Here is a 23,264-nt window from a genome sequence, read left to right as displayed (position 1 = left end):
TATAATAAACGCTAAAATGTCACAAGTCAAATAATTGTGCTTTGGGCACAATTATTTAAGTCCAGCTCGTTATCTCTTTAAGTCTATCTATTATAGGTAGGTGTTGAGTACACTCATCTTCACAAAGACCACAGGATGTACAGTCCGCTGCAGTTCCCTTTTTCCCTGCAAGGATCCCCCACTCATATGCTCCTACAATATTTTCCTTCATCTCTTTATCACTTTTGTGAAAAACATGTTTTTCGTTGTAGTATTGTAAAAAGCTTGGAATGGCTATTCCCTGGGGACACTTATCGCAGTAACCACACCCTGTACAAGCTTCATTCATAGATTCCCCAACAAGGTTCTCTATTCTTTTTATCTCATCCTGCTCAAAGGGCTTAGATTCATTGGCTATTTTACATGCGGTATCTATATGCTCCTTTGTTGTAAAACCATTTAAGGCTATAGTTATTTGTGGACATGATATTACAAAACGTAGAGCTGCCTCTGTTGCTGTCTCCTTGCCGTTAGTTAAAAATTGTAACTCTTTCTCATGGGTTGGGATGGCTCCACCACTTAATGGGTTCATCGCCACAACACCGTAACCCATATTGTAAGCTGTTTCTACAGCCTCCCACCTATATGGAAAGTTTAATATATTTACACCTAACAGGATTCCATCGATTTTTTTGTCTATTAATATCTCTTTAACTTCATTTCCATTTTGGTGGGAAGATAAAACAATATGATCAATTAACCCTTCTTTTTGGCACTGTAGTAAACCTTCATACTGGCCACCAGGCTTCATTGCTAGTTCATAGTGTTCCGATTTTCTAATGCACCAGATATGATAAAAGTCTATCTTTTTAAGCCCCATTCTTTTAATTGATTTTTTTACTGCATCAATTGCTTTTTCTGCTGTATCGTATGTAGTAGGCATTCCTTTTGTTGATACATAAAATGGGTTAGGCATATTTTTAAAAGCTTCTCCAAAAATATCTTCACTTGTATCACTACAATAACCTGGAGCAGTATCAAAGTAGTTTATTCCTTTTGAGCTTGCATAACGTACTATTTCAGCGTTTTCTTCTATTGTTTTTGTTTCATCAAATCTCATACCACCAAAACCAACGGCAGAAACTCTTTTTCCTGTTTTCCCATACATTTTATACAACATAAAAATTCTCCTGTTTATATAAGGATACATTAGATTCAGCTTATACCCAAGTTACCTTAATGTAATAAAAACAGATTCAAAATACTATTTTGTAGGATTTATTCTCTTTTTATATAAATTTCACATAAATGTTGATATGGCATGGATTTTGCATTGTTTAGAGATGTGGAGGAGTTTATGAAATTACTAATTGTTGATGACTCAAATATTATGCGTAGAGCTATAAATAAATATTTAAAGGAATTTAAACTAGAGATAGTTGGTAGTGCTTGTAATGGTGAAGAGGCAGTAGAGATTTGTAAATCCAAAAAACCTGATTTAGTTACTCTGGATATAACAATGCCCAAAATGGACGGATTAACCTGTTTAACAGAGATCCTGAAGATTGCTCCAGAGACAAAGATTCTAGTTATTAGTGCATTAAGTGACTATGGAACAGGATTACTGGCTTTAAAAAAAGGGGCTATGGGCTTCTTACCAAAACCTTTTACTGCTAGTGAGCTTCAAGAAGAGATTAAATTTATTTGTGGGATTATGGTATGAAAGAGTCGGAATTAAAAGCTTTTATTAAAATTGTTACTGAGTATTTTGAAAGTATTACAGGTATTGCTGCAAAAATGGGTCTTCCATTTATAAAGGATGAGTCTACAGGAGTATTTGATTTTACAGGAATAATTGGAGTTTCTGGAGCTAGAAAAGGTGGAGTCTATTTTACTGCACCAAAGGAACTACTTTATGAGTTTGGTGGTTATCTTTTAGAGGGAGATAAGGTCGAAGACGATGATCTTTATGATCTAATTGGAGAGATGACAAATACCATAAGTGGAAATATGAGAGAGTTTTTTGGTACAACTTTTTTAATATCAGTTCCTATAGTTTTAAAGGGACAGGTTGAAAATATAGATATGAGACTTAATCCTCCAGTATTTATAATTCCTATAGAGTGGCAATATAATGATTGTCATCTTGCAATTGGTTTGGAGTAGAGTATGGAGACAAATCTTTTAGATATTTTGTGGATAATTGTCGCCTCTTGTCTTGTTTTTATAATGCAAGCTGGTTTTGCAATGGTAGAGTCTGGTTTGACTAGGTCAAAAAACAGTATAAATGTTTCAATTAAGAATTTAACAGATTTAGGAGTCTCTACACTGTTTTTTTGGGCAATAGGGTTTGGTTTAATGTTTGGAAAAACTAAACTAGGGTTTATTGGAAGAGACAACTTTCTATTCAGTGCCAAAAATACATGGGTTGCAGCATTTTTTCTATTTCAGGCAATGTTTTGCTCAACATCCGCCACTATTGTATCTGGAGCAATTGCTGAGCGAGTTAAGTATGGAGCATATATTATAGCAACTATATTTTTATCTGCAATAATCTACCCGATTTTTGGACACTGGGTTTGGGGTGGACTAATTAATGGTAACGGTAGTGGCTGGTTAAGTAGGTTGGGCTTTATCGATTTTGCAGGATCAACAGTTGTTCATAGCCTTGGAGGATGGGTAGCCCTTGCTTTTTTATTAATAATTGGGGAGAGAACTGGTCGGTATGATAATAATGGTATCCCTGTCCCAATAAATGGAAATAATATTCCTATGGTTGTTTTGGGTGTTTTAATCCTATGGTTTGGTTGGTTTGGATTTAATGGTGGGTCTACCCTAGTAATGGATTCGACAGTTGCTGGCATTATTTTAAAAACTACACTTTCTGCTTCTGCAGGTATGGTTGCTTCACTGGCTTTTGGTTGGCCAATATTAAAGAAACCTGATGTAACCCTAGTCATGAATGGGGCATTAGCTGGACTTGTGGCTATTACTGCTCCTGTACATTCTGTAACAGAAATTCAAGCAATAGTAATTGGGTTAGTAGGTGGTGTTGTAATGTTTTTATCAACTATGGTGCTCGATAAGTTAAAAATTGATGATGCTGTTGGAGCAATTCCTGTCCATCTTTCCTCTGGAATTTGGGGGACATTGGCTGTTGGTATCTTTGGAAATTTAGATATATTAAATACTGGTCTAAATAGAGGAGGTCAAATAATAATTCAGCTTGTAGGTATTATTACCTGTGGGGTATGGGCCTTTGGTATCTCATTTGTCTTTTTGTTTTTATTAAATAAAATTTATCCCTTAAGAATTGGATTAAAAGAAGAGATCGATGGATTAAATAAATCTGAGCACGGAACGTCTACAGAGATTTTTGATCTTTATACTGTTTTGCATCATCAAGCATCAACTGGAGATATTTCTTTAAGAGCCCCTGTTGAACCTTTTACTGAGGTGGGGCAAATTGCTGGAATATATAATGAAGTCTTGGATAAGTTAGAGGAGAACACAGTAGAGAAAGGGGATTATTTAAATATCTTAGAAAACGTAAGTGATGGAATTTTCTTACTTTCTCAAAATGGAGGGATTGGAAAATACTATTCCAAGAGTTTAGAGCTTATTTTAGAGGAGAAATCCTTAGCTGATTTTAGTTTTATTACTTTTATAGAGAAAATATTATTAGAAGTTGATAAAAACTTATTTAAAGACTTTTTAGATGTCGCTTTTAATCCCGCGACTCAGTGGCGTCATGTGGAACGATTAAACCCTTTAAGGGAAGTCGATGCCTACTTTGATAATAACCAGGGAAGCTTTAGAACTAAACACTTAGTTTTTAACTTTAAAAGAGTAGAAAAAAAGGGTGAAATTATAAATCTGCTAGTTATGGTTAGTGATGTTTCAGAAGAGTTTGAACTTAATAAAGAGATAGAGCATACAAGAAAAAAGAGTCATATAGAGATGGAGTTACTCTACAAAATTCTCCACGTAGAACCTACAGTGTTAAGGGAGTTTTTTAAGTTCTCTAATAAAGATCTTATTGAAATTAACTCTATCTTCCAAAAGGGGAGTGATTCTTCAAGGGATAAACTAGAGAAAGCATTTAGGCTTAGTCATGGAATTAAGGGTGATGCTGAGTTATTAGAACTGAATTTTATCTCTGAAAAAGCGGAAGAGTTAGAGCTATCTATGCAGAAGATTTTAAAAAGTAGTGAGATAGATACAGAGGATTTTATTCCATTAACACTTAAATTTAGTGAGTTACAAAATACATTTAATAAGATCCAGGAGTTATTAAGTAAGTGGGCGGGCTTTCAGGCTAATGGAGGTAGTATTCATAATACTGATAACTATTTAAAAGAGCATTTAGTTAAGATGTGCTCTAGACTTTCTACAAAATACGATAAGGCTGTACAGTTGAAATTAGATGGTTTTAGTATTGAAAAATTTAGTGAGGAACAGTTTAAGCCTATTCAAAATATTATAATTCAGCTTATGAGGAATGCAATTTACCATGGCATCGAATCAAGTGAAAAGAGAGTGGCATTAGGTAAAAAGGCAATAGGTTTAATTTATATTAAAGTAGAGGAGAGTGAAGATACTCTACATCTTGTTTTCTCTGATGACGGAGAGGGTTTAAATTTACAAAATATAAGAAAAAAGGCCTATGATGAGAGAATTATAACAAAAGAACAGTTTGATAAACTTTCAGATAATATTATTCCTAGACTTATATTTAAGCAGGGGTTATCTACAGCTAAAAAAGCTGATGTTGTTGCAGGGAAGGGAGTAGGTATGCCCCTTGTTAATAACCTAATTAGAGACTTAGATGGGAGTATAACAATTAGAAGTAGAGCTGATGTTGGTTGTCAATTTGTTATAAAGATTCCTAAAATTTTAAATAGGGAGGTAGTTACAGTTTAAAAAAACGGAGCTATGACTGCCTAATGTGATTCCCTTTTCTAACAAGATAGATCATAGTTCCTAAAACTGTAGTTGATGTAATTGCTATAACTTTAAATGCATTATTTAGCTTGTAATAAAAAAATCTGCAAGTATAATAATATCAACAAAGTTTTAATAGAGTGCGGGGAGGATTGTGGCAAATAAATCCTGTACTTTTGTATTATTTTCTTATTATATCAGTCTAATTAATAAAATCGGAAATTCTTCTTAAATAATTTAATTGCATATAGGGATCGACATACATTATCAATAAATATAAAGCTTAACCAATGTTAAGCATTTGGAGATGAAATAAGTATAATAAATAATAAAAATAAATTTTTACGAAACATCCTTTCGTTTTTATGATTGATAATGAAATTATAAATTAAAAAACCACCATAAAGGTGGTCTATTCGCCTACGCGAAACCAAAACAAATTGGCATTTAAGTTAAAACTTTATTTTAACTCTGTGTGTCATTCTAGATGGAACTAGAATAATTAAAAGTATACAACATAAAAAAACAAAATCAAGTATAAAAGGAATTAAAATGAAAAATTATTCAATCGGGTTAGATATTGGAACAGCATCTGTTGGTTGGTCTGTTGTTGATGAGAATTTAAATATTATTCGAAAATCAGGTAAAAACCTTATGGGTGTTAGATTGTTTGATTCAGGTAATACAGCAGTGGTTAGAAGGACACATAGAGCTACTCGTAGAAGAATTGCCAGAAGAAAGCAGAGAATTCAGCTATTAAGAACTCTATTTGAAAATGAAATATTGCCTATAGATGAAAACTTTTTTAGAAGAATGGATAATTCCTTTTTATGGATGGAAGATAAAAAACAGGAAACTAAAAATATACTTTTCGAAGATGAAACATTTGATGATAAGGCCTATCACCAAAAATACCCTACTATTTATCATCTTCGTAAAGAGCTTCTAGAGAGTGATGAAAAAATAGATATTCGACTGTTATATTTAGCAGTACATCACATGATTAAGTTCAGAGGTCATTTTATTTACGAAGAAGCAGACTTTAATACAGAGAGTGGTATTTCTAAATCTATTGAAAAAATGCTTGAAAGCATCTCAGATTTTTACGATGAAAATATGAACCTACCTACGGTAAATGAAGTTCAAGTTATACTGCTAGATAAAAATAAGAAAAAAGGTGACAAACAAAAAGAAATTGTTGATCTATTTGATAAACAATATAAAAAAGAGATCACTGAGATATCTAAGGCAATAGTAGGGTATAAAGCTAATTTCCCTAAAATATTTATGGTAAACGATAGTGATATTAAATACAATAAATCATTTTCTGAAGAGTTAGAAGATTCTGTTATCATGGAAATAACAGGTGATGATTATTACCTGTTTGAATCTATAGAGCAGGTATATAGTGGTTTCATCCTTTCTGAAATATTAGGAGATGAACACAATATTTCTAGCGCTATGGTACAAAGATTCAATAAACATAAAAAAGATAAGAAACACTTAAAAAGTCTATTTAAAATAACTACCTTGAAAGAATATTACAAATCTATATTTCATAGTAAAAAAGCAGAAAAGGTAAGTTATACCGCCTACATTAATAATGAAAGCTCATGTTCTAATGAACAGCTAAATAAAAGTATTAAAGCTATACTAGAAAAGTATAAAGTCGAATTATCAGATAATAAAGATTACATATATTGTATTGAGCAGATCGAAAAAGAAGATTTTCTAAAAAAAATTAGATCGAAAGAGAATGTAGGTATACCATATCAGTTACATAAACAGGAGTTAGAACAAATCCTAGTAAAACAAAGCAAATTCTACCCTAGTCTGGATATAGAGAAGATTCTCTCTATTTTAACTTTTAAAATTCCATACTATGTTGGTCCTTTGGTTTCTGAAGATAAATCTGAATTTGCATGGATGGAAAGGTTAACTGAAGGAGAAATTTTACCATGGAATTATAAAGATGTAATTGATATAGATAAAACTGCTGAAAAATTTATTAGAAGAATGACTAATAAATGTACATACCTGCCTAAAGAAGATGTTATACCTAAAAACTCAATACTTTACTCCGAATTTATTCTATTAAACGAGCTTAATAAGGTAAGAATCGGTGGGAAATTATTATCAATGGATCTTAAAAGAGATATTATAAGAGATGTATTTAAAAAGTATAAAAATGTTACTATTAAAAAAATTAAAGATTATCTAAATAACAGTGATATTGCGTACTCTACAAAACAAGGAGGAGTCTATAATTATGACGATGAGATTACAGGAACTCAACAAGAGAACAAATTTGCATCATCATTAACATCTTATATAGACTTTGAAAAGATCTTTGGAGAAGGATATGTCGAAGATAATCCAAATAAAGTAGAAAAGATTATTGAATGGCTGACAATTTACAATAGTAAAGAGATCATTAGAAAGCAAATTACTAAAAAATATCCAGAGATCACTAAAGAGCAAATTAAGAAAATACTGAAAAAGAGTTATTCTGGATGGTCGCGTCTATCTGCTAGGTTACTCGATGGTATAAAAGGTAACAATGTAAATCATGTTGATCTAACAATAATAAATATAATGAGAAAATCAAACTATAACTTTATGGAGATTGTAAATGATGATGAGTTTGGTTTTAATGATAAAATTAATGAAATTAGACTAGAAAGTAATCTAAACTCTACTAAAGTTACATATAAAGAAGATATTGAATCTTTACCTACATCTCCAGCCAATAAAAAGGGTATATGGCAATCAGTTAAAATAGTAGATGAAATTATAAAGATTATGTCTAAAGGGAAAGATAAAAACAAACCTCAAAGAATCTATATTGAGATGGCTAGAGATAATCAAGAGAAGAAACGTACAACATCCAGAAGAAAAATGTTAGACGATCTTTATAAAAAGATAAAAAATGATAGTTACTTCGATTACAAAATAATAAATGACCCCGAAGTAGTAAAAGACGAAAGAATTGAGAGCAGCAGACTTTTTCTTTATTTAACCCAGAATGGAAAGTGTATGTATACTGGGAAACCTCTACATATTAATCAACTTTCTAATTATCATATAGACCATATTATACCTCAATCTTTTATTAAAGATGATAGCTTCAATAACAAAGTTCTTGTTATAGCTAAAGCAAATATGGACAAATTAGATCAGCCAGTAAATTCAAGAATGGATATACCTAAATCTGTATATATTCTATGGGAGAACTTAGAACAGCAGGGGCTAATATCAAAAATTAAACACAATAATCTAAAGAAAACTAGCTTTTCAGAACAGGATTATAAAGGTTTTATTAGTAGGCAGCTAGTTGAAACTAGACAGATTTCAAAACATGTATTAAATATCTTTAAAGATTATAAATATGCAAAAAATGTTGTCTCTGTTAAAGCTCAATTAACTTCTAGCTATAGAAAAGCAAATAAATTATATAAAATTCGTAACTTAAATGACTTACACCATGCCCATGACGCATATATAACCTGTGTTGTTGGTAAACATATTTTTGATAGGCAAACTAAGTTCACATGGAAAAATTACCTTAAAGAATCAACTGGTTCTAAATATGGGTTTGTTATTGGTGGTTTAAATAAAAATATAGAACTTTCAGATAAGGTAAGGAAGGTTTTAGCATATAAAAATGTGTTAATTACTAAGCAGTTAAAAGAGAACAGTGGTGAAGATAAAGGAGGTTTTTGGAAATCAACAATTCATTCTAACACTAGTAAAGGTAATAATAAAATTCCTTTAAAAGAGAACCTTTCTCCTGAAAAGTATGGTTTTTATACTTCTGAAAATAGAGCTTATTGTATAGCTATTGAAGCAAAAAAGGGTAAAAAAGTGTTCAATAGAATTGTAGGAGTTCCGGTTAATATTGCATCTTCTAAAAATCTTGAGGTTGCTCTAGATAAATTTATAAAAGATTCACTAGATGTAGATGAATATAAAATATTAAAAGATAAGATTTATCTTAATCAGCTATTCATACAAGGTGGATCTGAATTTTATATTGCTAGTGAAGCTTATCTTCATACTGCAACTCAACTTTTTCTGGATAATAAGTTTACATTATTTATAAAAGATATAACTAGCAACAAAAGTATAGATAAAGTTAATGACTCATTATTTGAAGAATTTTATGACTATTATATTAAGAAATTAGAAACTCATTATTATAAATATAGTACGATATCAGAAAAAATGACTTTAAATAGAGATCTTTTCATAAATCTATCAAAGGAGGAAAAAACTCAAATTATATTAAAACTTCTAGATGTAACAAAATCAGGGTCAAGTCAGATTGATTTAAAGAAAATAGGTTGCTCTGTTGGAACAGGTATTATTGCAAGTTTTGCTCTTAACAGAGATGAAATGACTTTTATAGACCAATCAATAACAGGTTTTTATGAAAAGAGGTACAAGTTGTAATGAGTTTTAGAACTGTATTAGTTACAAGTAAATGTAAACTTAGCTATAAAAATGAACATCTCTATGTTAGAAGTGATGATTTAAAACTAATACACCTATCTGAAATAGAGATGCTTATTATTGATTCAACACAAGTTGTAATTACGACATACCTGCTATGTGAACTAGTTAAGCACAAAATATATATTGTTTTTTGTGATGAGACACATAACCCACAAAGTCAATTATTAAGTTTATACGGCAGTTACAATACCAGTAAAAAACTAAATAAACAGCTCAATTGGGATGTAACTACTAAAGAATTTGTATGGACATCTATTGTTACAGAAAAAATAAGAAAGCAGTCCCAACTTCTTAAAGCTAATTCAAAGGAAGAGTCCTCCATATTAGAAGGTTATTATAAGGGAACAGAACAAAATGACCCTACAAATAGAGAAGGGCATGCTGCTAAGGTTTATTTTAATGCACTTTTTGGTAAAAGTTTTACTAGAGATAACTGTTCCTCTATAAACAAAGCATTAGATTATGGTTATTCAATAATACTATCTTGTTTTAATAAAGAAGTGGTTAGCAATGGGTATTTTACACAGTTAGGAATATGGCATAAAAGTGAGTTTAATCAGTTTAATTTATCATCTGACTTAATGGAGCCTTTTAGAATATTAATTGATGAATATGTATTTAGAAATCAAGATAGAGAGTTTAATACTTCTTATAAACAAGACCTTATAAATATTCTTAATAGAACGGTAAACATAAATAAAAAGGAACAATATGTAACCAATGCAATAAAGATCTATGTAAAGAGTATATTTGATTCTTTAGATAAGAATAGTGTAAATAGTATTAAGTTTTATGAAACTAAGTTTTGAAGAGGAGGTTTATGAGAGTGCTACTTTTTTTTGATCTACCTATGGAAACGCCTAAAGAACGATATTTTTATAATAGATTTAGAAGGTCTCTACTTAAAGAGGGTTTTATTATGCAACAAAAATCAGTCTATACAAAATTAGCACTAAACTCATCTTCAGTAAATTTAATAAAATCTAGGATAAAAAAAGATTTACCTCCAAATGGGTTGGTGCAAGTTCTTGTGGTAACCGAACGTCAGTTCTCCTCTGTAGATACCTTTATCGGAGAAGTACACTACTCTAATTTAGACTCAACAGATAGGCTAATAATATTATGATTAGTTTTAAGATTAGTAATTTTGATGAATTACAGTTTAATGATAATTTAATAACCTTAGAAATTCATAACAAACAACTATATAGAAATATTATAGAAAGCTTTAAAGCATATGTGGCTAGTACTGAATTGAAAGAGAACATAATATTTTTTGAAAACAGTAAAAGTGTTAATTGGGCTAAAAAAATAGTGATTTGTAATCCTGAAAGTATAGAATATGAGATGAAAAATATACAAAAAAAACTTATTACTATTATTTCAGAAGAGTTATACTCAGATATTGAGTTCCTATCAAAGTTAGAGGTTAACTATTCAACCTTAATAGAGCAAATTGAAGGTAAGATTATTGAGCATGATATTGATTTGGTAATAAATTCAGATTTCACACCTGATAAGTTTTTAAAATTTGTGAACTTAAATATTAAATTGCCAGATTCAGGAATCTTATCACAACTTTATCAGTATGTAGATGTTGTTACTGAGTTGAATTTATATGAAGTTGTAGTGTTTACAAACATTAAGCTTTTTTTAGATTCTAATGAGTTATTAGAGTTGTTTAAATATATAATTTACAAGAAATTGAATTGTATATTGTTAGAAAATATAAGTAATGATATTATAGATTATGAAACAAAGTTAGTTATTGAAAGTGATTTTAATGATTACACTGAAAATCCATCTACGACATAGTAGGGAGTGTGTGTACCTGCTTCTAAAGCCTATTTGAGGTTTTAGATGTGTGTCATTTTAGATGGAACTAAAACATATAAAGTTACAGGTTCTTACGATGATTAGTTTTAGATGTGTGTCATTTTAGATGGAACTAAAACGTTGTGCCCCTCCAGGGCGAACTTCATAGAGTTTTAGATGTGTGTCATTTTAGATGGAACTAAAACTTTAATGACAGAATTTAAAGAAGACGGACGGTTTTAGATGTGTGTCATTTTAGATGGAACTAAAACTTTTGATATAAAAGGAATCCATGTTGAGATGTTTTAGATGTGTGTCATTTTAGATGGAACTAAAACTTCTTTCGCTATCTATTATGTGTTTACTAGGTTTTAGATGTGTGTCATTTTAGATGGAACTAAAACACTATTAATAATTATTCTATCACGGATGCTGTTTTAGATGTGTGTCATTTTAGATGGAACTAAAACATAAAACCGTTTTCTAACAAATCATCTAAGGTTTTAGATGTGTGTCATTTTAGATGGAACTAAAACGGGATAACTTTGTGGCAGAGGTTGGACTTTGTTTTAGATGTGTGTCATTTTAGATGGAACTAAAACTCTCTTGCCTTTGTATGTTGTGTCTTTTCTGTTTTAGATGTGTGTCATTTTAGATGGAACTAAAACAAGAGTGAACATGCCCCACATGATACCACCGTTTTAGATGTGTGTCATTTTAGATGGAACTAAAACCATACAAACTATAATTTGACTAAATACCTAGTTTTAGATGTGTGTCATTTTAGATGGAACTAAAACTTTTCCAGAAGTAATCAAAACCTTCGTTTCGTTTTAGATGTGTGTCATTTTAGATGGAACTAAAACAGTTGTTACATAGAACTTATACCGATTCAAGTTTTAGATGTGTGTCATTTTAGATGGAACTAAAACATATTGAACCATCTATTGCCTGTTACTGTTGTTTTAGATGTGTGTCATTTTAGATGGAACTAAAACTCAGGCGAACAAGAACAGATTAGCAACACGGTTTTAGATGTGTGTCATTTTAGATGGAACTAAAACTTTATACATTTGAAGAGTTAACAGAGCCAGGTTTTAGATGTGTGTCATTTTAGATGGAACTAAAACTAACGCCTAAAGTTAAAATTGCAATGGAATGTTTTAGATGTGTGTCATTTTAGATGGAACTAAAACAACAGATGTTCTTGATGAATCGGGTGAGAAGTTTTAGATGTGTGTCATTTTAGATGGAACTAAAACCTAATAATAAAACTAGTAATGCTAAACTACGTTTTAGATGTGTGTCATTTTAGATGGAACTAAAACAAGCTCAGATTGCCCGATACAACAAAAGACGTTTTAGATGTGTGTCATTTTAGATGGAACTAAAACCTGCCAATCCATGATTATTAAGTACCCATTGTTTTAGATGTGTGTCATTTTAGATGGAACTAAAACCCTTTCAAGAGAGGTTATCAGTAATTGGTGGTTTTAGATGTGTGTCATTTTAGATGGAACTAAAACAAAATTACCTGAATATGAGAATGTTGATGAGTTTTAGATGTGTGTCATTTTAGATGGAACTAAAACTATTGAAATAGGAACCACTTATGTATTCCCGTTTTAGATGTGTGTCATTTTAGATGGAACTAAAACACCAGAGGGCTACTACTAAAGATTATAAATGTTTTAGATGTGTGTCATTTTAGATGGAACTAAAACACTTTAGTAACCATCCTGGTTGCTTCCGGAGTTTTAGATGTGTGTCATTTTAGATGGAACTAAAACTATCTTCCCCATATATTGCAGAACCCCTAGGTTTTAGATGTGTGTCATTTTAGATGGAACTAAAACAATTTTTAAAGTAATGCCAACATTTTACATGTTTTAGATGTGTGTCATTTTAGATGGAACTAAAACGAAGATGTTTCTCATAGTAGGATCATTTGAGTTTTAGATGTGTGTCATTTTAGATGGAACTAAAACGTATTATCCATCATGTCACTACTGTTAGTGGTTTTAGATGTGTGTCATTTTAGATGGAACTAAAACAGAAGATTGGGTATATTACAAGATTACTGGGTTTTAGATGTGTGTCATTTTAGATGGAACTAAAACTTAACTCTTCCTCAGCTACTAATTCAACACGTTTTAGATGTGTGTCATTTTAGATGGAACTAAAACTGGACTTTTCGTATTGAAAGGTTATCATAAAAGTGCAGTCTAAAATACCGAAATAATAGTAGAGGTATTTATGACGAAGTATAGTAAAGAATTTAAAGAGCAAGCATTGGGTTTATCTGATGATATAGGACTAAAAAAAGCATCAGAACAATTAGGTTTAAAGTACAGCACATTAGCAGGATGGAGAAGAATCAGAAATAAGAAAAAGAATAATACTAAAGATCAAACTTACTCTTCACCTCTAACAGTAAGAGAAGAAGAGATGCAGCGAGAAATCCAGGAATTAAAGCAAGCTAATGAAATTTTAAAGGATGCTTTAGGTTTTTTTGCCAAAGACCGGAAGAAATAACAAAAAAGAGCATTTTTACATATATTCATGAGTTTCAGAAAGAGTTAAATCTCCCTGTTATTAGAATGTGTAATGCTCTAGATGTCAGCGAGACAGGTTACTATAAATGGAAAAGAACTAGGAACCGTCCCAAAGCATGGCAGCTTCTTCTGGTCAAAATACATGAAATAATAGATGAGTATCCAGATAACGATAATTATGGTATTGAAAGAGTAATGCTAGGGTTAAAACAAAGAGGTATTAAAAATAACTCTAGATCTACAGTGATTAGAGCAATGAGAAAGGGTAATTTACTTCATAAGAGCAGAAGAAGCCCTAATGGTCTTACTAAAGCAGATAAAAAGGCAAATAGACCTGAAAATATAATAAAGAGAGATTTTTCAGCAACAAAACCAGATGAAAAGTGGTTAACAGATATTACAGAAATACCTTGTTCTGACGGTAAACTGTATGTAGCTCCAATATTAGATTGTTTTGGAGGTGAAATTATAAGTTTGTCTATGGATAGCCATATGAAAAAAGATTTATGCATAGATGCTATAAAGGAGGCATATAAGTCAAGAAATCCTGGAAATGGAGTTATTATCCACAGTGATGCCGGGAGTCAGTACACTAGTGAAAAATATAAAGATACTCTTGGGCGATTTCGTGCCATTCAGAGTATGAGTGATGTTGGAAAATGTTATGATAATAGCAGGATGGAAAGTTTTTTTGCGACTCTAAAAAAAGAGAAGATATATAAAATTAATACTCTGAAATTGAAGAGGGAAGAAGTAAAGAAAATAGTCTGGAGATATGTGATGATTTATTATAATAGACAAAGAATTAATACTATGAATAAAGAGGGATTTCCTCCTTCTATTTATAGGAATATGACTACAGATAAACAGGCTGTAGCTTAGTTTATAATTTTAGGTATTTATGACTGCACTGATATTGAATATTTCAGAACTAAAGCTGGCCCATCTACTAAAGAGTTACAAGACCAGTTTTAGATGTGTGTCATTTTAGATGGAACTAAAGCATCATCAGAAAATTCTATCTCCCTGGATCTGTTTTAGATGTGTGTCATTTTAGATGGAACTAAAGCATATCATGGGATAAACTAGATAATCTATCTGTTTTAGATGTGTGTCATTTTAGATGGAACTAAAGCGTCAATACTCCTAACAATACCCTGCCACTTGTTTTAGATGTGTGTCATTTTAGATGGAACTAAAGCTTGAGAGACAGCCAACGAGTTAAGATCACAGTTTTAGATGTGTGTCATTTTAGATGGAACTAAAGCATATTATTAAGTCTCGTTTGATTTATATCTGTTTTAGATGTGTGTCATTTTAGATGGAACTAAAGCTTTGATAAAGATAAAGATCTAAGCACTCTTGTTTTAGATGTGTGTCATTTTAGATGGAACTAAAGCTTAATCCAAGAGCGGTGGGAATCAGAAGGTGTTTTAGATGTGTGTCATTTTAGATGGAACTAAAACTTTAAATAGCATTATTTCTCATGATGAAGCGTTTTAGATGTGTGTCATTTTAGATGGAACTAAAGCATATAGCTCTTGGGTATAGAGATTCGATCTGTTTTAGATGTGTGTCATTTTAGATGGAACTAAAGCTGTGGGAATTTCCATTGTAAATGAAGAGACGTGGTAGACAGTCTCCATTAATCCTATTTGAAAAAGAGTTAATCCTTTAAAAGCTAGATATAACATCCACACACCGTGGGTTAAATCAAATCTACTTAAAAATGTAAAAAAATAATCCTTTGTTATGTTTTTTTCTAATTCTTGACTGTCCATCTAATAAACTTTATCTAATTATATCTTTTATTCAATACTACTATGGTAGCATTAATAGACATGAAGGATTGACAATGTTTTTTTACTAATATAATCTTTTGCCAATGATAGTGCAAGCGTTTGCACTATAGTAAGTAGAGGGAGAAAATATGAATATACAGGCAATTATGCATAAACCTAAAAGTAACTATTGTTATGCTTATACTAGGGATAATATACATATAAGAATAAGAACCGCTAAGGATGATGTTGATAGGGTTCTACTTGTATATGGTGATAAGTATGAGTGGGAAAAAAAAATAACTACCGAGATGTATAGAGCATTTAGTGATGATCTGTACGACTACTATACAATATCTATAACTGCTACTAATAATAGGCTTTCTTACTATTTTTTACTGGAAAACAGAGATGAGTCCCACTACTTTACAGAGTGGGGTGTTAACGATGATATTCCTGAGGATGAACTGCATTTAGTTCAATTCCATTATCCATATATAAATGTTGCTGATATCCATGAAATCCCAGATTGGGTTAGAGATACTGTTTTTTATCAAATTTTCCCAGAGAGATATGATAATGGCAATCCGGATATAAGTCCTAAAAATATAGTCCCTTGGGACTCTAAACCAGAGAGAGATAGTTTCTTTGGAGGTGATTTACAGGGAATTATTAACCACTTAGATCATATAAAAGACCTGGGAATAAGTGGAATATATATGACTCCAATATTCAAGTCTACAACTAATCATAAATATGACACTACGGATTATTATACAATAGACCCAAACTTTGGAGATAAAGACACACTAAAAAAACTTGTATCAGAGTGCCATAAAAGAGGGATTAAAGTTGTATTAGATGCAGTTTATAATCATTGTGGGTACAAATTTGATAAGTTCCAAGATGTCGTAGAAAAGGGGAAGAGCTCTAAGTATTATAATTGGTTTTATATTGAAGAAGAGAGTGAAGGTAACAGTGAAATTAAGTATGAAAAGTTTGCCTTTGAACAAAAAATGCCAAAGCTTAGAACAAGTAACCCTGAAGTACAAAAGTATCTTTTGGACGTTGCTTCATATTGGATTAAAGAGACAGATATTGATGGTTGGCGTTTAGACGTTTCCAACGAGGTTGACCATATGTTCTGGAAGGCTTTTAGAAAAGAGATTAAGAGTATAAAGCCTGATGCTTATATTGTCGGTGAGAATTGGCACGATAGTCAACCATGGTTACAGGGGGATCAGTTTGATGGAATTATGAACTACCCAGTAAACTACTCTTGTCTTAAGTATTTTGCAAAGAGTTCAATAACTACTGAGACTTTTAAAAGAATGATAAATGAGTCATTAATGAGAAATACATGGCAGGTTAATGAGGCCATGATGAACCTTTTAGACTCCCATGATACAGCAAGATTTGTGAATTTAAGTGATATGGATTTTAGAAAGTCTCTGTTGGCAATGAGTTTTTTATTAACATTTGTAGGTTCTACTTCAATTTATTATGGAACAGAAATCGGTCTAACCGGAGATGGTGACCCGGACTGTAGAAAGGGTATGAATTGGGACAAATCAACATGGAATATGACCGTATATAATATGATCCAAAGCTTATTACAGATACGGAATAATAATAAACCATTAACAAGGGGCTCTTTCTCATGGATAGATTGTGATCTTCTTGCTTATAAGAGATCCCTAGGGAATGAAGATATATATGTATATATTAACAACAATGATAATTGTAAATACTGTACCCTTACAAATGGAACATATATTGATCTTTTAAAAAATGAAGAGATTGTTGTTTCTGCAGATAAAAATAGAGTTGAGTTTAGTGAGTACTCAGTAAATATTCTTAAGAAAAAAAACTGATATAATAGTTCCTTAAAGTGTAATTTATTGTAAAATATAACATCATACTTTAAGGAGACTATTTTTTTGATAAGAAATGTAAACATCATCGACTCACAGCAGATTTGTGATATATATAACCACTATATAGAACATACAGATATCACTTTTGAGGAAGATCCTGTAACTGTTGTTGAGATGTCTGAAAGAATTAAGAAAGTAACTAAAGATATGCCATGGATTGTATATGAAGAAGATGGCAAAATTCTAGGTTACGCTTATGCGTCTCCCTGGAGAGTAAGAGCTGCCTATAGGTTTTGCGCTGAAACTTCTCTATATGTAGATATAAATTTGAGCCATAGAGGTGTCGGAACAAAACTGTATAAACAGTTAATTCTGGAGTTAAAGGATCTAGGAATTCACTCTGTTCTAGGTTGCCTTGCTATGCCAAATGATAAGAGCCAGGGCTTACATGAAAAATTAGGTTTTACAAAAGTTGCCCATTTCCCTGAGGTTGGATTTAAATTTGGCCACTGGATTGATGTAGGATATTGGCAGCTGAATCTTTAGAGGAAAAGTGTTTGTAATTTTTACATATTAATATAAATATATTTTTATGAAATATTTTTTATTAATGATTAATTTATTTATTTCCTCCCTCTGTTTTAGCCAAGATTTTCATACCTTTAAAAATGGTCTCTCTATGGGTAATGTCTCTTTTAGTTATAGTCAAAATGGTGGTATAAGTAGTTTAGACCTTTTTAGTTTTAGAATTATAGAGAGCAATACAGGGTTGGGGTTAACAACCTATATATATCCTGTTTTTATGAATGAAAATGTAAACTCTACTGATCTATTTTCAATGGAACTGAATTGGGAACCACTATTTGATCACTCTTCATTCTGGGGAACAGGACTGTTTCTAAGACTAGATAACTATTTGCCATATGGAAGAGAGATTGATTATAGAACTGGTGTCAGGTTCGAACTAAGGCAGCCTTTTGGAGATTTTATTTATCCCCTTTTGGGAGTTGAAGCAGGTTATTGGATGGATAGAGGCTTCTATTTTGGTGCAAAAATAGACCCGGTTGTCTTAATTGGAATTGCGGCATATGCCTTTTTACAAGAGAGTACCGAATCCTATGAAAGTGAATACCCTGAAGATTATTTACCGGAAAGTAAAAAATAAAAGATAATATACTACTTTAGTAGTATTGACTTATGATTCAATAAGTATAAAAGTTATATAAAAAAGAACGGAGGAACATTTTATGTCAATTATTCTAATCAGAACAGAGCTCCTAAATCGGGTTCATCAACCTAGATAGTTAATCTTTTTTAAGAATTAATTTAAAAATTTAACTATCTCATTAATCTATTGGGACAAGCCATTAGAAATTCTACCATTTTCAAGTTTGTCATATTTATAAATAAAATTATTTAATTTAAGGAAACCGTTTTGAAAAGGTTTAAACTATTATTTTCCTTTCTAAAAGGATCAATTGGAATTTATACATTGGCTATTATTTTATGTCTAATGTCTGTAGGAATATCACTTTTAGTTCCCCTAATAGTAAGGGTTGTTATTGACTCTGTTATTGGAAGCGAACCATTTAGCGAGAGTGGCTTTATAGCATATCTGTTTAGAAATAGAACAGGAGTATTACTTAAGGATATATTAACCTTTAGTTTTCTAGGTGTTGCCTTTGTCGCTATATCATCGATTATGGAGTTTATATATATAGCCTTAATCGCTATTGCTTCCCAACGTGCTGGGAAAAAAATGAAGGATAGAATGTATAAACATATACAGAGACTAGACTATGAATACCATGCAAAGGCGGAAATTGGGGACTTAATACAAAGGTGTACCACTGATATAGAAAACTCTATGCTGTTTTTATCTGAGCATTTTATTAACATATTAAGAGTAATATTTATAATGGGAATTACAATTAGTCTTATGCTTAGTTTAAATGTAACAATGTCATTTATTTCAATGGCTTTAGTTCCATTTATATTTTTATACTCTGTTAACTTTTTTAAAAAAGCTCAAAAGGTATTTGAGGAACAAGAGAAGACTGATGCAATATTAAGTAGTGTTTTACAGGAGAACCTTACAGGGGTTCGAGTTGTTAAAGCATTTGCAAGACAAGAGTATGAAATAGACAAGTTTGAAATAGCTAATAGAAATTTAAGAGAGAGGACCATGGATATTATTAAGGCCATGTCCCAGTTTTGGTCAGCCTCGGATGGACTATCAATGTTGCAAATAGGAGTAGTATTAGGTGTAGGTAGCTATTTTGTTGTTTCAGGTATGTTTGGAATAGGAATGATAATTGCATTTTTTACCTATGTAGAGAGAATAATGTGGCCAGTAAAACAACTTGGGCGACTTCTAGCAGAGAGTGGTAAAACATCTGTATCATTAAAAAGATTACAGGAGATTTTAGATACTAATCCTGAAGTTTTAGATGATAGTAATTATAAACCACAGCTTCAAGGAAAAATTGAGTTTAGGAATGTTAGTTTTACATATCCAAATGGAACTGAAGTTTTAAATAATGTTAGTTTTGTTGTAGAGAAGGGGCAATCCGCTGCGATTATTGGTCCCACCGGTTCAGGAAAAACAACTTTAGTTCATCTTCTACATAGGCTCTACGATAACTATACAGGAACAATATTAGTAGATGATATGGATATTAGAACCATAAGTAAGAGACATTTAAGGGAAAACCTAAGCTTAATTTTGCAAGAACCATTTCTATTTAATAAGAGTGTTAAGGATAATATCTCCTATGCAAAAGAAGAGTCAAATGATGATGAAATTTTTAATGCAACAGAGACTGCATGTATTCATAACTCTATAAATGAGTTTGATAAAGGTTATGAAACATTAGTGGGAGAGGGAGGAGTGACTCTCTCGGGTGGTCAAAAACAGAGAATCGCAATAGCCAGGACTCTTATTTGTAATAACCCGGTTGTAATATTTGATGACTCTTTAAGCGCTGTTGATACAGAGACTGATAAGGTAATTAGAACAAACTTAAAGGATGGAGATGTTAGACCAACATCGATAATAATATCCCATAGGGTCTCAACAGTAAGGGATGCAGATAAGATTATTGTATTAGAAAGAGGTGTTGTTACAGCTGACGGTACCCATAATGAGATAAAGGACCAAGATAATTTATATAGAAGAATCTTGAATATTCAGAGTGAGATAGAAGAAGAGTTTCACACTAAATTTGCCTAAGGATAAAATTTTGGAAAAACATAAAAATATTTGGGGAAGATTAATCTCCTATACTGGTGAGTATAAAAAAAACTTTATATTAATGATTACTATGATAATTATTACAGGTGCTGTTGAGGGTTCAATGCCATTTATTAGTGGATGGATAATTGACAATGTTGTAGAAACAGGCAATTTAGATATGTTAAAAATTGCTGGAGGTATCTATACCGCTGTTATTATTGCACAGATAACTACAGTATATTGGTTTATATTTCATGCGGGAAAGGTCGAGTCCGGTATGGCTTATAATATTAGAAAGAGGGGATTTGCAAAGCTTCAAAGGTTATCACTCTCATTTTATGATAAAAATTCCGCTGGAACAACACTGTCTAAATTAACTAGTGATGTTGGCCGAGTTTGTGGAACAATAACCTGGGGTATAATTGATTATACTTGGGGTACTGTTATGATGTTAACAATGTCTATCTTAATGTTTATTAGAAGTTGGCAATTAGCCCTTGTTACCCTTGCTGTAATGCCTATTTTATTTGGTGGTGGATTTCTATTTCAAAAGATAATAATAAATAAATATAGGGCCGTTAGGAAAATTAACGGGATTATCACTGGAGCATATAACGAAGGGATTATGGGGGCTAGAACAGTTAAAACCCTAAGCCAAGAGGAGAGGTCCCACTCGGAGTTTAAAGATAAAACTCATGATATGAAACAAAAGGCTATTAAGGCTGGTGTTATAGGTGGAATTTTCTTTCCTTTTGTCGGTTTTATGGCCAGTGTAGGAACAGCTTTAGCTCTTTGGGCTGGAGGTGTTTCTGTAGCTAATGAAGTTATAACCTATGGTATGTTTGCAACGTTTATTTTTAGTTCTATGCAGTTTTTTTATCCTGTTTACCAGATGTCTCAAACCTTTGCTAATCTACAATATGCTAGGGCTGCTGGAGAGAGAATTATTGATCTAATGGATACAGAAGAAGAGATTGTTGATTGTACTGAGTCGGATATTCCAAGAAAAATTGAGGGTAATATTGAGTTCAAAAATGTAAGCTTTGAATATGTAAAAGGGGAGAGGGTTTTAAAAAATTTCTCAATTAATATTAAAAAAGGTGAGAGTATTGCATTAGTTGGTCACACTGGATCTGGGAAAAGTACAATAGTAAACTTAGCTTGTCGATTTTACGAACCAACAGAGGGGACTATTCTTATTGATGGTAAGGATTATAAAGAGATAAGTCAAAGAGACCTGCACAGTAGTCTTGGTTATGTATTACAGAGCCCTTACCTTTTTAACGATACAATAATGGAGAATATTAGGTTTGGACGGTTAGATGCCACAGAGGAAGAGATTATTCAGGCATGTAAAGAGATAAATGCCCATGAATTTATTATGAACCTAGAGTTTGGGTATCAGACAAAGGCTGGAGAGAGTGGAAAACTTCTATCTACTGGTCAGAAACAGTTAATATCCATGGCTAGAGCTGTATTAGCAGACCCATCTATTTTTGTATTAGACGAAGCTACATCATCTGTTGATGGGGAGAGTGAGGTTAAAATACAAAAAGCAACGGATCGATTATTAGAGGGTCGGACAAGCTTTATTATTGCCCATAGGCTATCTACTGTAGTACATGCCGATAGAATTTTAGTTGTAGATAAAGGTGTTGTTATTGAAGAGGGAAGTCACAATGAGCTAATATCCCTTGAGGGACACTATCATAAGCTATATACAAACCAATTCTTCGAAGAGAGGGAAGCAGAACTACTAAAAGAAAAATAATTGTAGATTTTTGGACTCTAGGTATTATACTTAAATTTATCAGGTTCTGGGAGTTGTATAAACTCCCTTGTATTTCAAGAATATAAAACAGGAGTTCAAGTATGGTAAAAGAAGAGTTGAACCAAAAGAGTCCCCTCCGAAAATTAGAAGCAATTACTGAAGGTGGTGTGGGAACTGGAAACATCGGAGTCATTGCTTCTAAACAAGGTATAGGGAAAACAGCATGCCTTGTTCATATAGCCGTGGATTCCCTATTAAGGGATAAACACGTAATTCATGTATCATTTGACAAAAAAACAGATTATATCTCTGCTTGGTATGAAGATATCTTTGAAGAAATTTCTAAAAAAGAGATCTTGAGTCTGCAATGTTGATACATGATCAGATGATACATAATAGAATAATTATGAATTTTCACCATGAGTACCCGGTTATTAAGGTTTTAGATGCAGTTGGTGCAATGATTGATAATGGTCAAAATGGTACTGATGTAGTAATAATTGATGGCTACGATTTTAACCGAGGGGCTATAAAAGATATAGATCAAATTAAAAAATTCGCCAAAGAAAAAAGTGTAGAAGTATGGTTCAGTGATACTATTTATCCTAATAGTTTAGATGAGGATGGTATACCAAAGAACTTAAATCCATTTATTCATGATATTAAAACTGTTTTAACTATAAAACCAGATGGTAATTCCTTAAAATTATCCTTTGTTAAACACGGAGCTATTTCCCAGGAATCCCACCTCTGTCTTGATGCAAAAACTCTACTTATTTGTTAACTTGAAAT

The 23,264-nt window shown here is 31.8% G+C and carries 17 protein-coding genes and 2 CRISPR repeat arrays; of the genes, 16 read left to right on the top strand and 1 reads right to left on the bottom strand.

All coding sequences use genetic code 11. From position 1 onward, the window contains the following. Positions 1-55: 55 nt before the first annotated feature. A complete protein-coding gene (locus EW093_RS08430) occupies positions 56-1,159 on the bottom strand; it encodes an aldo/keto reductase (protein WP_149567976.1) in 1,104 nt (367 codons plus the stop codon). 177 nt (positions 1,160-1,336) lie between these two features. Here EW093_RS08430 and EW093_RS08425 point away from each other — a divergent pair, with 177 nt between their 5' ends. The 16 genes from EW093_RS08425 (at position 1,337) to EW093_RS08350 (ending at position 23,256) form a co-directional block, all read left to right on the top strand. Continuing rightward, positions 1,337-1,702, top strand: a complete 366-nt coding sequence (locus EW093_RS08425) for a response regulator (protein ID WP_149567975.1) — start codon at positions 1,337-1,339, stop codon at positions 1,700-1,702. Further along, positions 1,699-2,145: a chemotaxis protein CheX gene (locus tag EW093_RS08420; protein WP_149567974.1), complete on the top strand. Its 447-nt coding sequence runs from the start codon at positions 1,699-1,701 to the stop codon at positions 2,143-2,145. Before EW093_RS08425 ends, EW093_RS08420 begins: the two co-directional genes overlap by 4 nt. Positions 2,146-2,148: 3 nt before the next feature. Next, complete coding sequence (amt, locus tag EW093_RS08415; protein ID WP_149567973.1) at positions 2,149-4,902, top strand: ammonium transporter; 2,754 nt, start codon at positions 2,149-2,151, stop codon at positions 4,900-4,902. Positions 4,903-5,475: 573 nt separating this feature from the next. Further along, positions 5,476-9,375 carry a type II CRISPR RNA-guided endonuclease Cas9 gene (cas9, locus tag EW093_RS08410; protein ID WP_149567972.1) on the top strand — a complete coding sequence of 1,300 codons (3,900 nt, stop codon included), beginning with the start codon at positions 5,476-5,478 and terminating at the stop codon, positions 9,373-9,375. Then, positions 9,375-10,247: a type II CRISPR-associated endonuclease Cas1 gene (gene cas1, locus EW093_RS08405; RefSeq protein ID WP_149567971.1), complete on the top strand. Its 873-nt coding sequence runs from the start codon at positions 9,375-9,377 to the stop codon at positions 10,245-10,247. The genes cas9 and cas1 overlap by 1 nt, the downstream gene beginning before the upstream one ends. Positions 10,248-10,258: 11 nt before the next feature. Next, complete coding sequence (cas2, locus tag EW093_RS08400) at positions 10,259-10,564, top strand: CRISPR-associated endonuclease Cas2 (RefSeq protein WP_149567970.1); 306 nt, start codon at positions 10,259-10,261, stop codon at positions 10,562-10,564. Continuing rightward, positions 10,561-11,253, top strand: coding sequence for a type II-A CRISPR-associated protein Csn2 (gene csn2 / locus EW093_RS08395; protein ID WP_149567969.1), 693 nt, complete (start codon positions 10,561-10,563; stop codon positions 11,251-11,253). The genes cas2 and csn2 overlap by 4 nt, the downstream gene beginning before the upstream one ends. 38 nt (positions 11,254-11,291) lie before the next feature. Beyond that, a CRISPR array of direct repeats spans positions 11,292-13,439; the repeat unit is 36 nt; unit sequence GTTTTAGATGTGTGTCATTTTAGATGGAACTAAAAC. A gap of 70 nt (positions 13,440-13,509) precedes the next feature. Beyond that, positions 13,510-13,788 carry a transposase gene (locus EW093_RS08390; RefSeq protein ID WP_149567968.1) on the top strand — a complete coding sequence of 93 codons (279 nt, stop codon included), beginning with the start codon at positions 13,510-13,512 and terminating at the stop codon, positions 13,786-13,788. After that, the gene (locus tag EW093_RS08385; RefSeq protein ID WP_342781933.1) at positions 13,785-14,690 is read left to right on the top strand and encodes an IS3 family transposase; all 906 of its coding nucleotides are present in this window, start codon (positions 13,785-13,787) and stop codon (positions 14,688-14,690) included. Before EW093_RS08390 ends, EW093_RS08385 begins: the two co-directional genes overlap by 4 nt. 85 nt (positions 14,691-14,775) lie before the next feature. After that, positions 14,776-15,406: a CRISPR direct-repeat array (repeat unit 36 nt; unit sequence GTTTTAGATGTGTGTCATTTTAGATGGAACTAAAAC). A gap of 332 nt (positions 15,407-15,738) precedes the next feature. Further along, positions 15,739-17,463: a glycoside hydrolase family 13 protein gene (locus tag EW093_RS08380; protein ID WP_149567966.1), complete on the top strand. Its 1,725-nt coding sequence runs from the start codon at positions 15,739-15,741 to the stop codon at positions 17,461-17,463. A gap of 66 nt (positions 17,464-17,529) precedes the next feature. Beyond that, on the top strand, positions 17,530-18,012 hold the full coding sequence (locus EW093_RS08375) for an arsinothricin resistance N-acetyltransferase ArsN1 family B (RefSeq protein ID WP_149567965.1): 483 nt from the start codon (positions 17,530-17,532) through the stop codon (positions 18,010-18,012). 64 nt (positions 18,013-18,076) lie between these two features. Further along, the gene (locus EW093_RS08370) at positions 18,077-18,631 is read left to right on the top strand and encodes a hypothetical protein (RefSeq protein WP_149567964.1); all 555 of its coding nucleotides are present in this window, start codon (positions 18,077-18,079) and stop codon (positions 18,629-18,631) included. A gap of 270 nt (positions 18,632-18,901) precedes the next feature. Then, positions 18,902-20,698 carry an ABC transporter ATP-binding protein gene (locus tag EW093_RS08365; protein WP_149567963.1) on the top strand — a complete coding sequence of 599 codons (1,797 nt, stop codon included), beginning with the start codon at positions 18,902-18,904 and terminating at the stop codon, positions 20,696-20,698. A 10-nt stretch (positions 20,699-20,708) separates the two neighbouring features. After that, positions 20,709-22,472: an ABC transporter ATP-binding protein gene (locus tag EW093_RS08360; protein WP_223111588.1), complete on the top strand. Its 1,764-nt coding sequence runs from the start codon at positions 20,709-20,711 to the stop codon at positions 22,470-22,472. 101 nt (positions 22,473-22,573) lie between these two features. Then, on the top strand, positions 22,574-22,846 hold the full coding sequence (locus EW093_RS08355) for a hypothetical protein (protein WP_149567962.1): 273 nt from the start codon (positions 22,574-22,576) through the stop codon (positions 22,844-22,846). Further along, positions 22,840-23,256, top strand: a complete 417-nt coding sequence (locus EW093_RS08350; RefSeq protein WP_149567961.1) for a hypothetical protein — start codon at positions 22,840-22,842, stop codon at positions 23,254-23,256. The genes EW093_RS08355 and EW093_RS08350 overlap by 7 nt, the downstream gene beginning before the upstream one ends. The last annotated feature ends 8 nt before the right edge of the window (positions 23,257-23,264 follow it).

This window comes from Thiospirochaeta perfilievii, from assembly GCF_008329945.1.
Classification (GTDB): Bacteria; Spirochaetota; Spirochaetia; order DSM-2461; family DSM-2461; genus Thiospirochaeta; species Thiospirochaeta perfilievii.
Note: the sequence above shows the minus strand (reverse complement) of the source record. Positions and strands in the feature narration are given on the sequence as shown.

Excerpts from the sequence above, each read along its gene's own strand:
- EW093_RS08430 (WP_149567976.1), bottom strand. The coding sequence starts at position 1,159 with ATGTTGTATAAAATGTATGGGAAAACAGGAAAAAGAGTTTCTGCCGTT.
- EW093_RS08425 (WP_149567975.1), top strand. The coding sequence starts at position 1,337 with ATGAAATTACTAATTGTTGATGACTCAAATATTATGCGTAGAGCTATA.
- EW093_RS08420 (WP_149567974.1), top strand. The coding sequence starts at position 1,699 with ATGAAAGAGTCGGAATTAAAAGCTTTTATTAAAATTGTTACTGAGTAT.
- amt (WP_149567973.1), top strand. The coding sequence starts at position 2,149 with ATGGAGACAAATCTTTTAGATATTTTGTGGATAATTGTCGCCTCTTGT.
- cas9 (WP_149567972.1), top strand. The coding sequence starts at position 5,476 with ATGAAAAATTATTCAATCGGGTTAGATATTGGAACAGCATCTGTTGGT.
- cas1 (WP_149567971.1), top strand. The coding sequence starts at position 9,375 with ATGAGTTTTAGAACTGTATTAGTTACAAGTAAATGTAAACTTAGCTAT.
- cas2 (WP_149567970.1), top strand. The coding sequence starts at position 10,259 with ATGAGAGTGCTACTTTTTTTTGATCTACCTATGGAAACGCCTAAAGAA.
- csn2 (WP_149567969.1), top strand. The coding sequence starts at position 10,561 with ATGATTAGTTTTAAGATTAGTAATTTTGATGAATTACAGTTTAATGAT.
- EW093_RS08390 (WP_149567968.1), top strand. The coding sequence starts at position 13,510 with ATGACGAAGTATAGTAAAGAATTTAAAGAGCAAGCATTGGGTTTATCT.
- EW093_RS08380 (WP_149567966.1), top strand. The coding sequence starts at position 15,739 with ATGAATATACAGGCAATTATGCATAAACCTAAAAGTAACTATTGTTAT.
- EW093_RS08370 (WP_149567964.1), top strand. The coding sequence starts at position 18,077 with ATGATTAATTTATTTATTTCCTCCCTCTGTTTTAGCCAAGATTTTCAT.
- EW093_RS08355 (WP_149567962.1), top strand. The coding sequence starts at position 22,574 with ATGGTAAAAGAAGAGTTGAACCAAAAGAGTCCCCTCCGAAAATTAGAA.
- EW093_RS08350 (WP_149567961.1), top strand. The coding sequence starts at position 22,840 with ATGTTGATACATGATCAGATGATACATAATAGAATAATTATGAATTTT.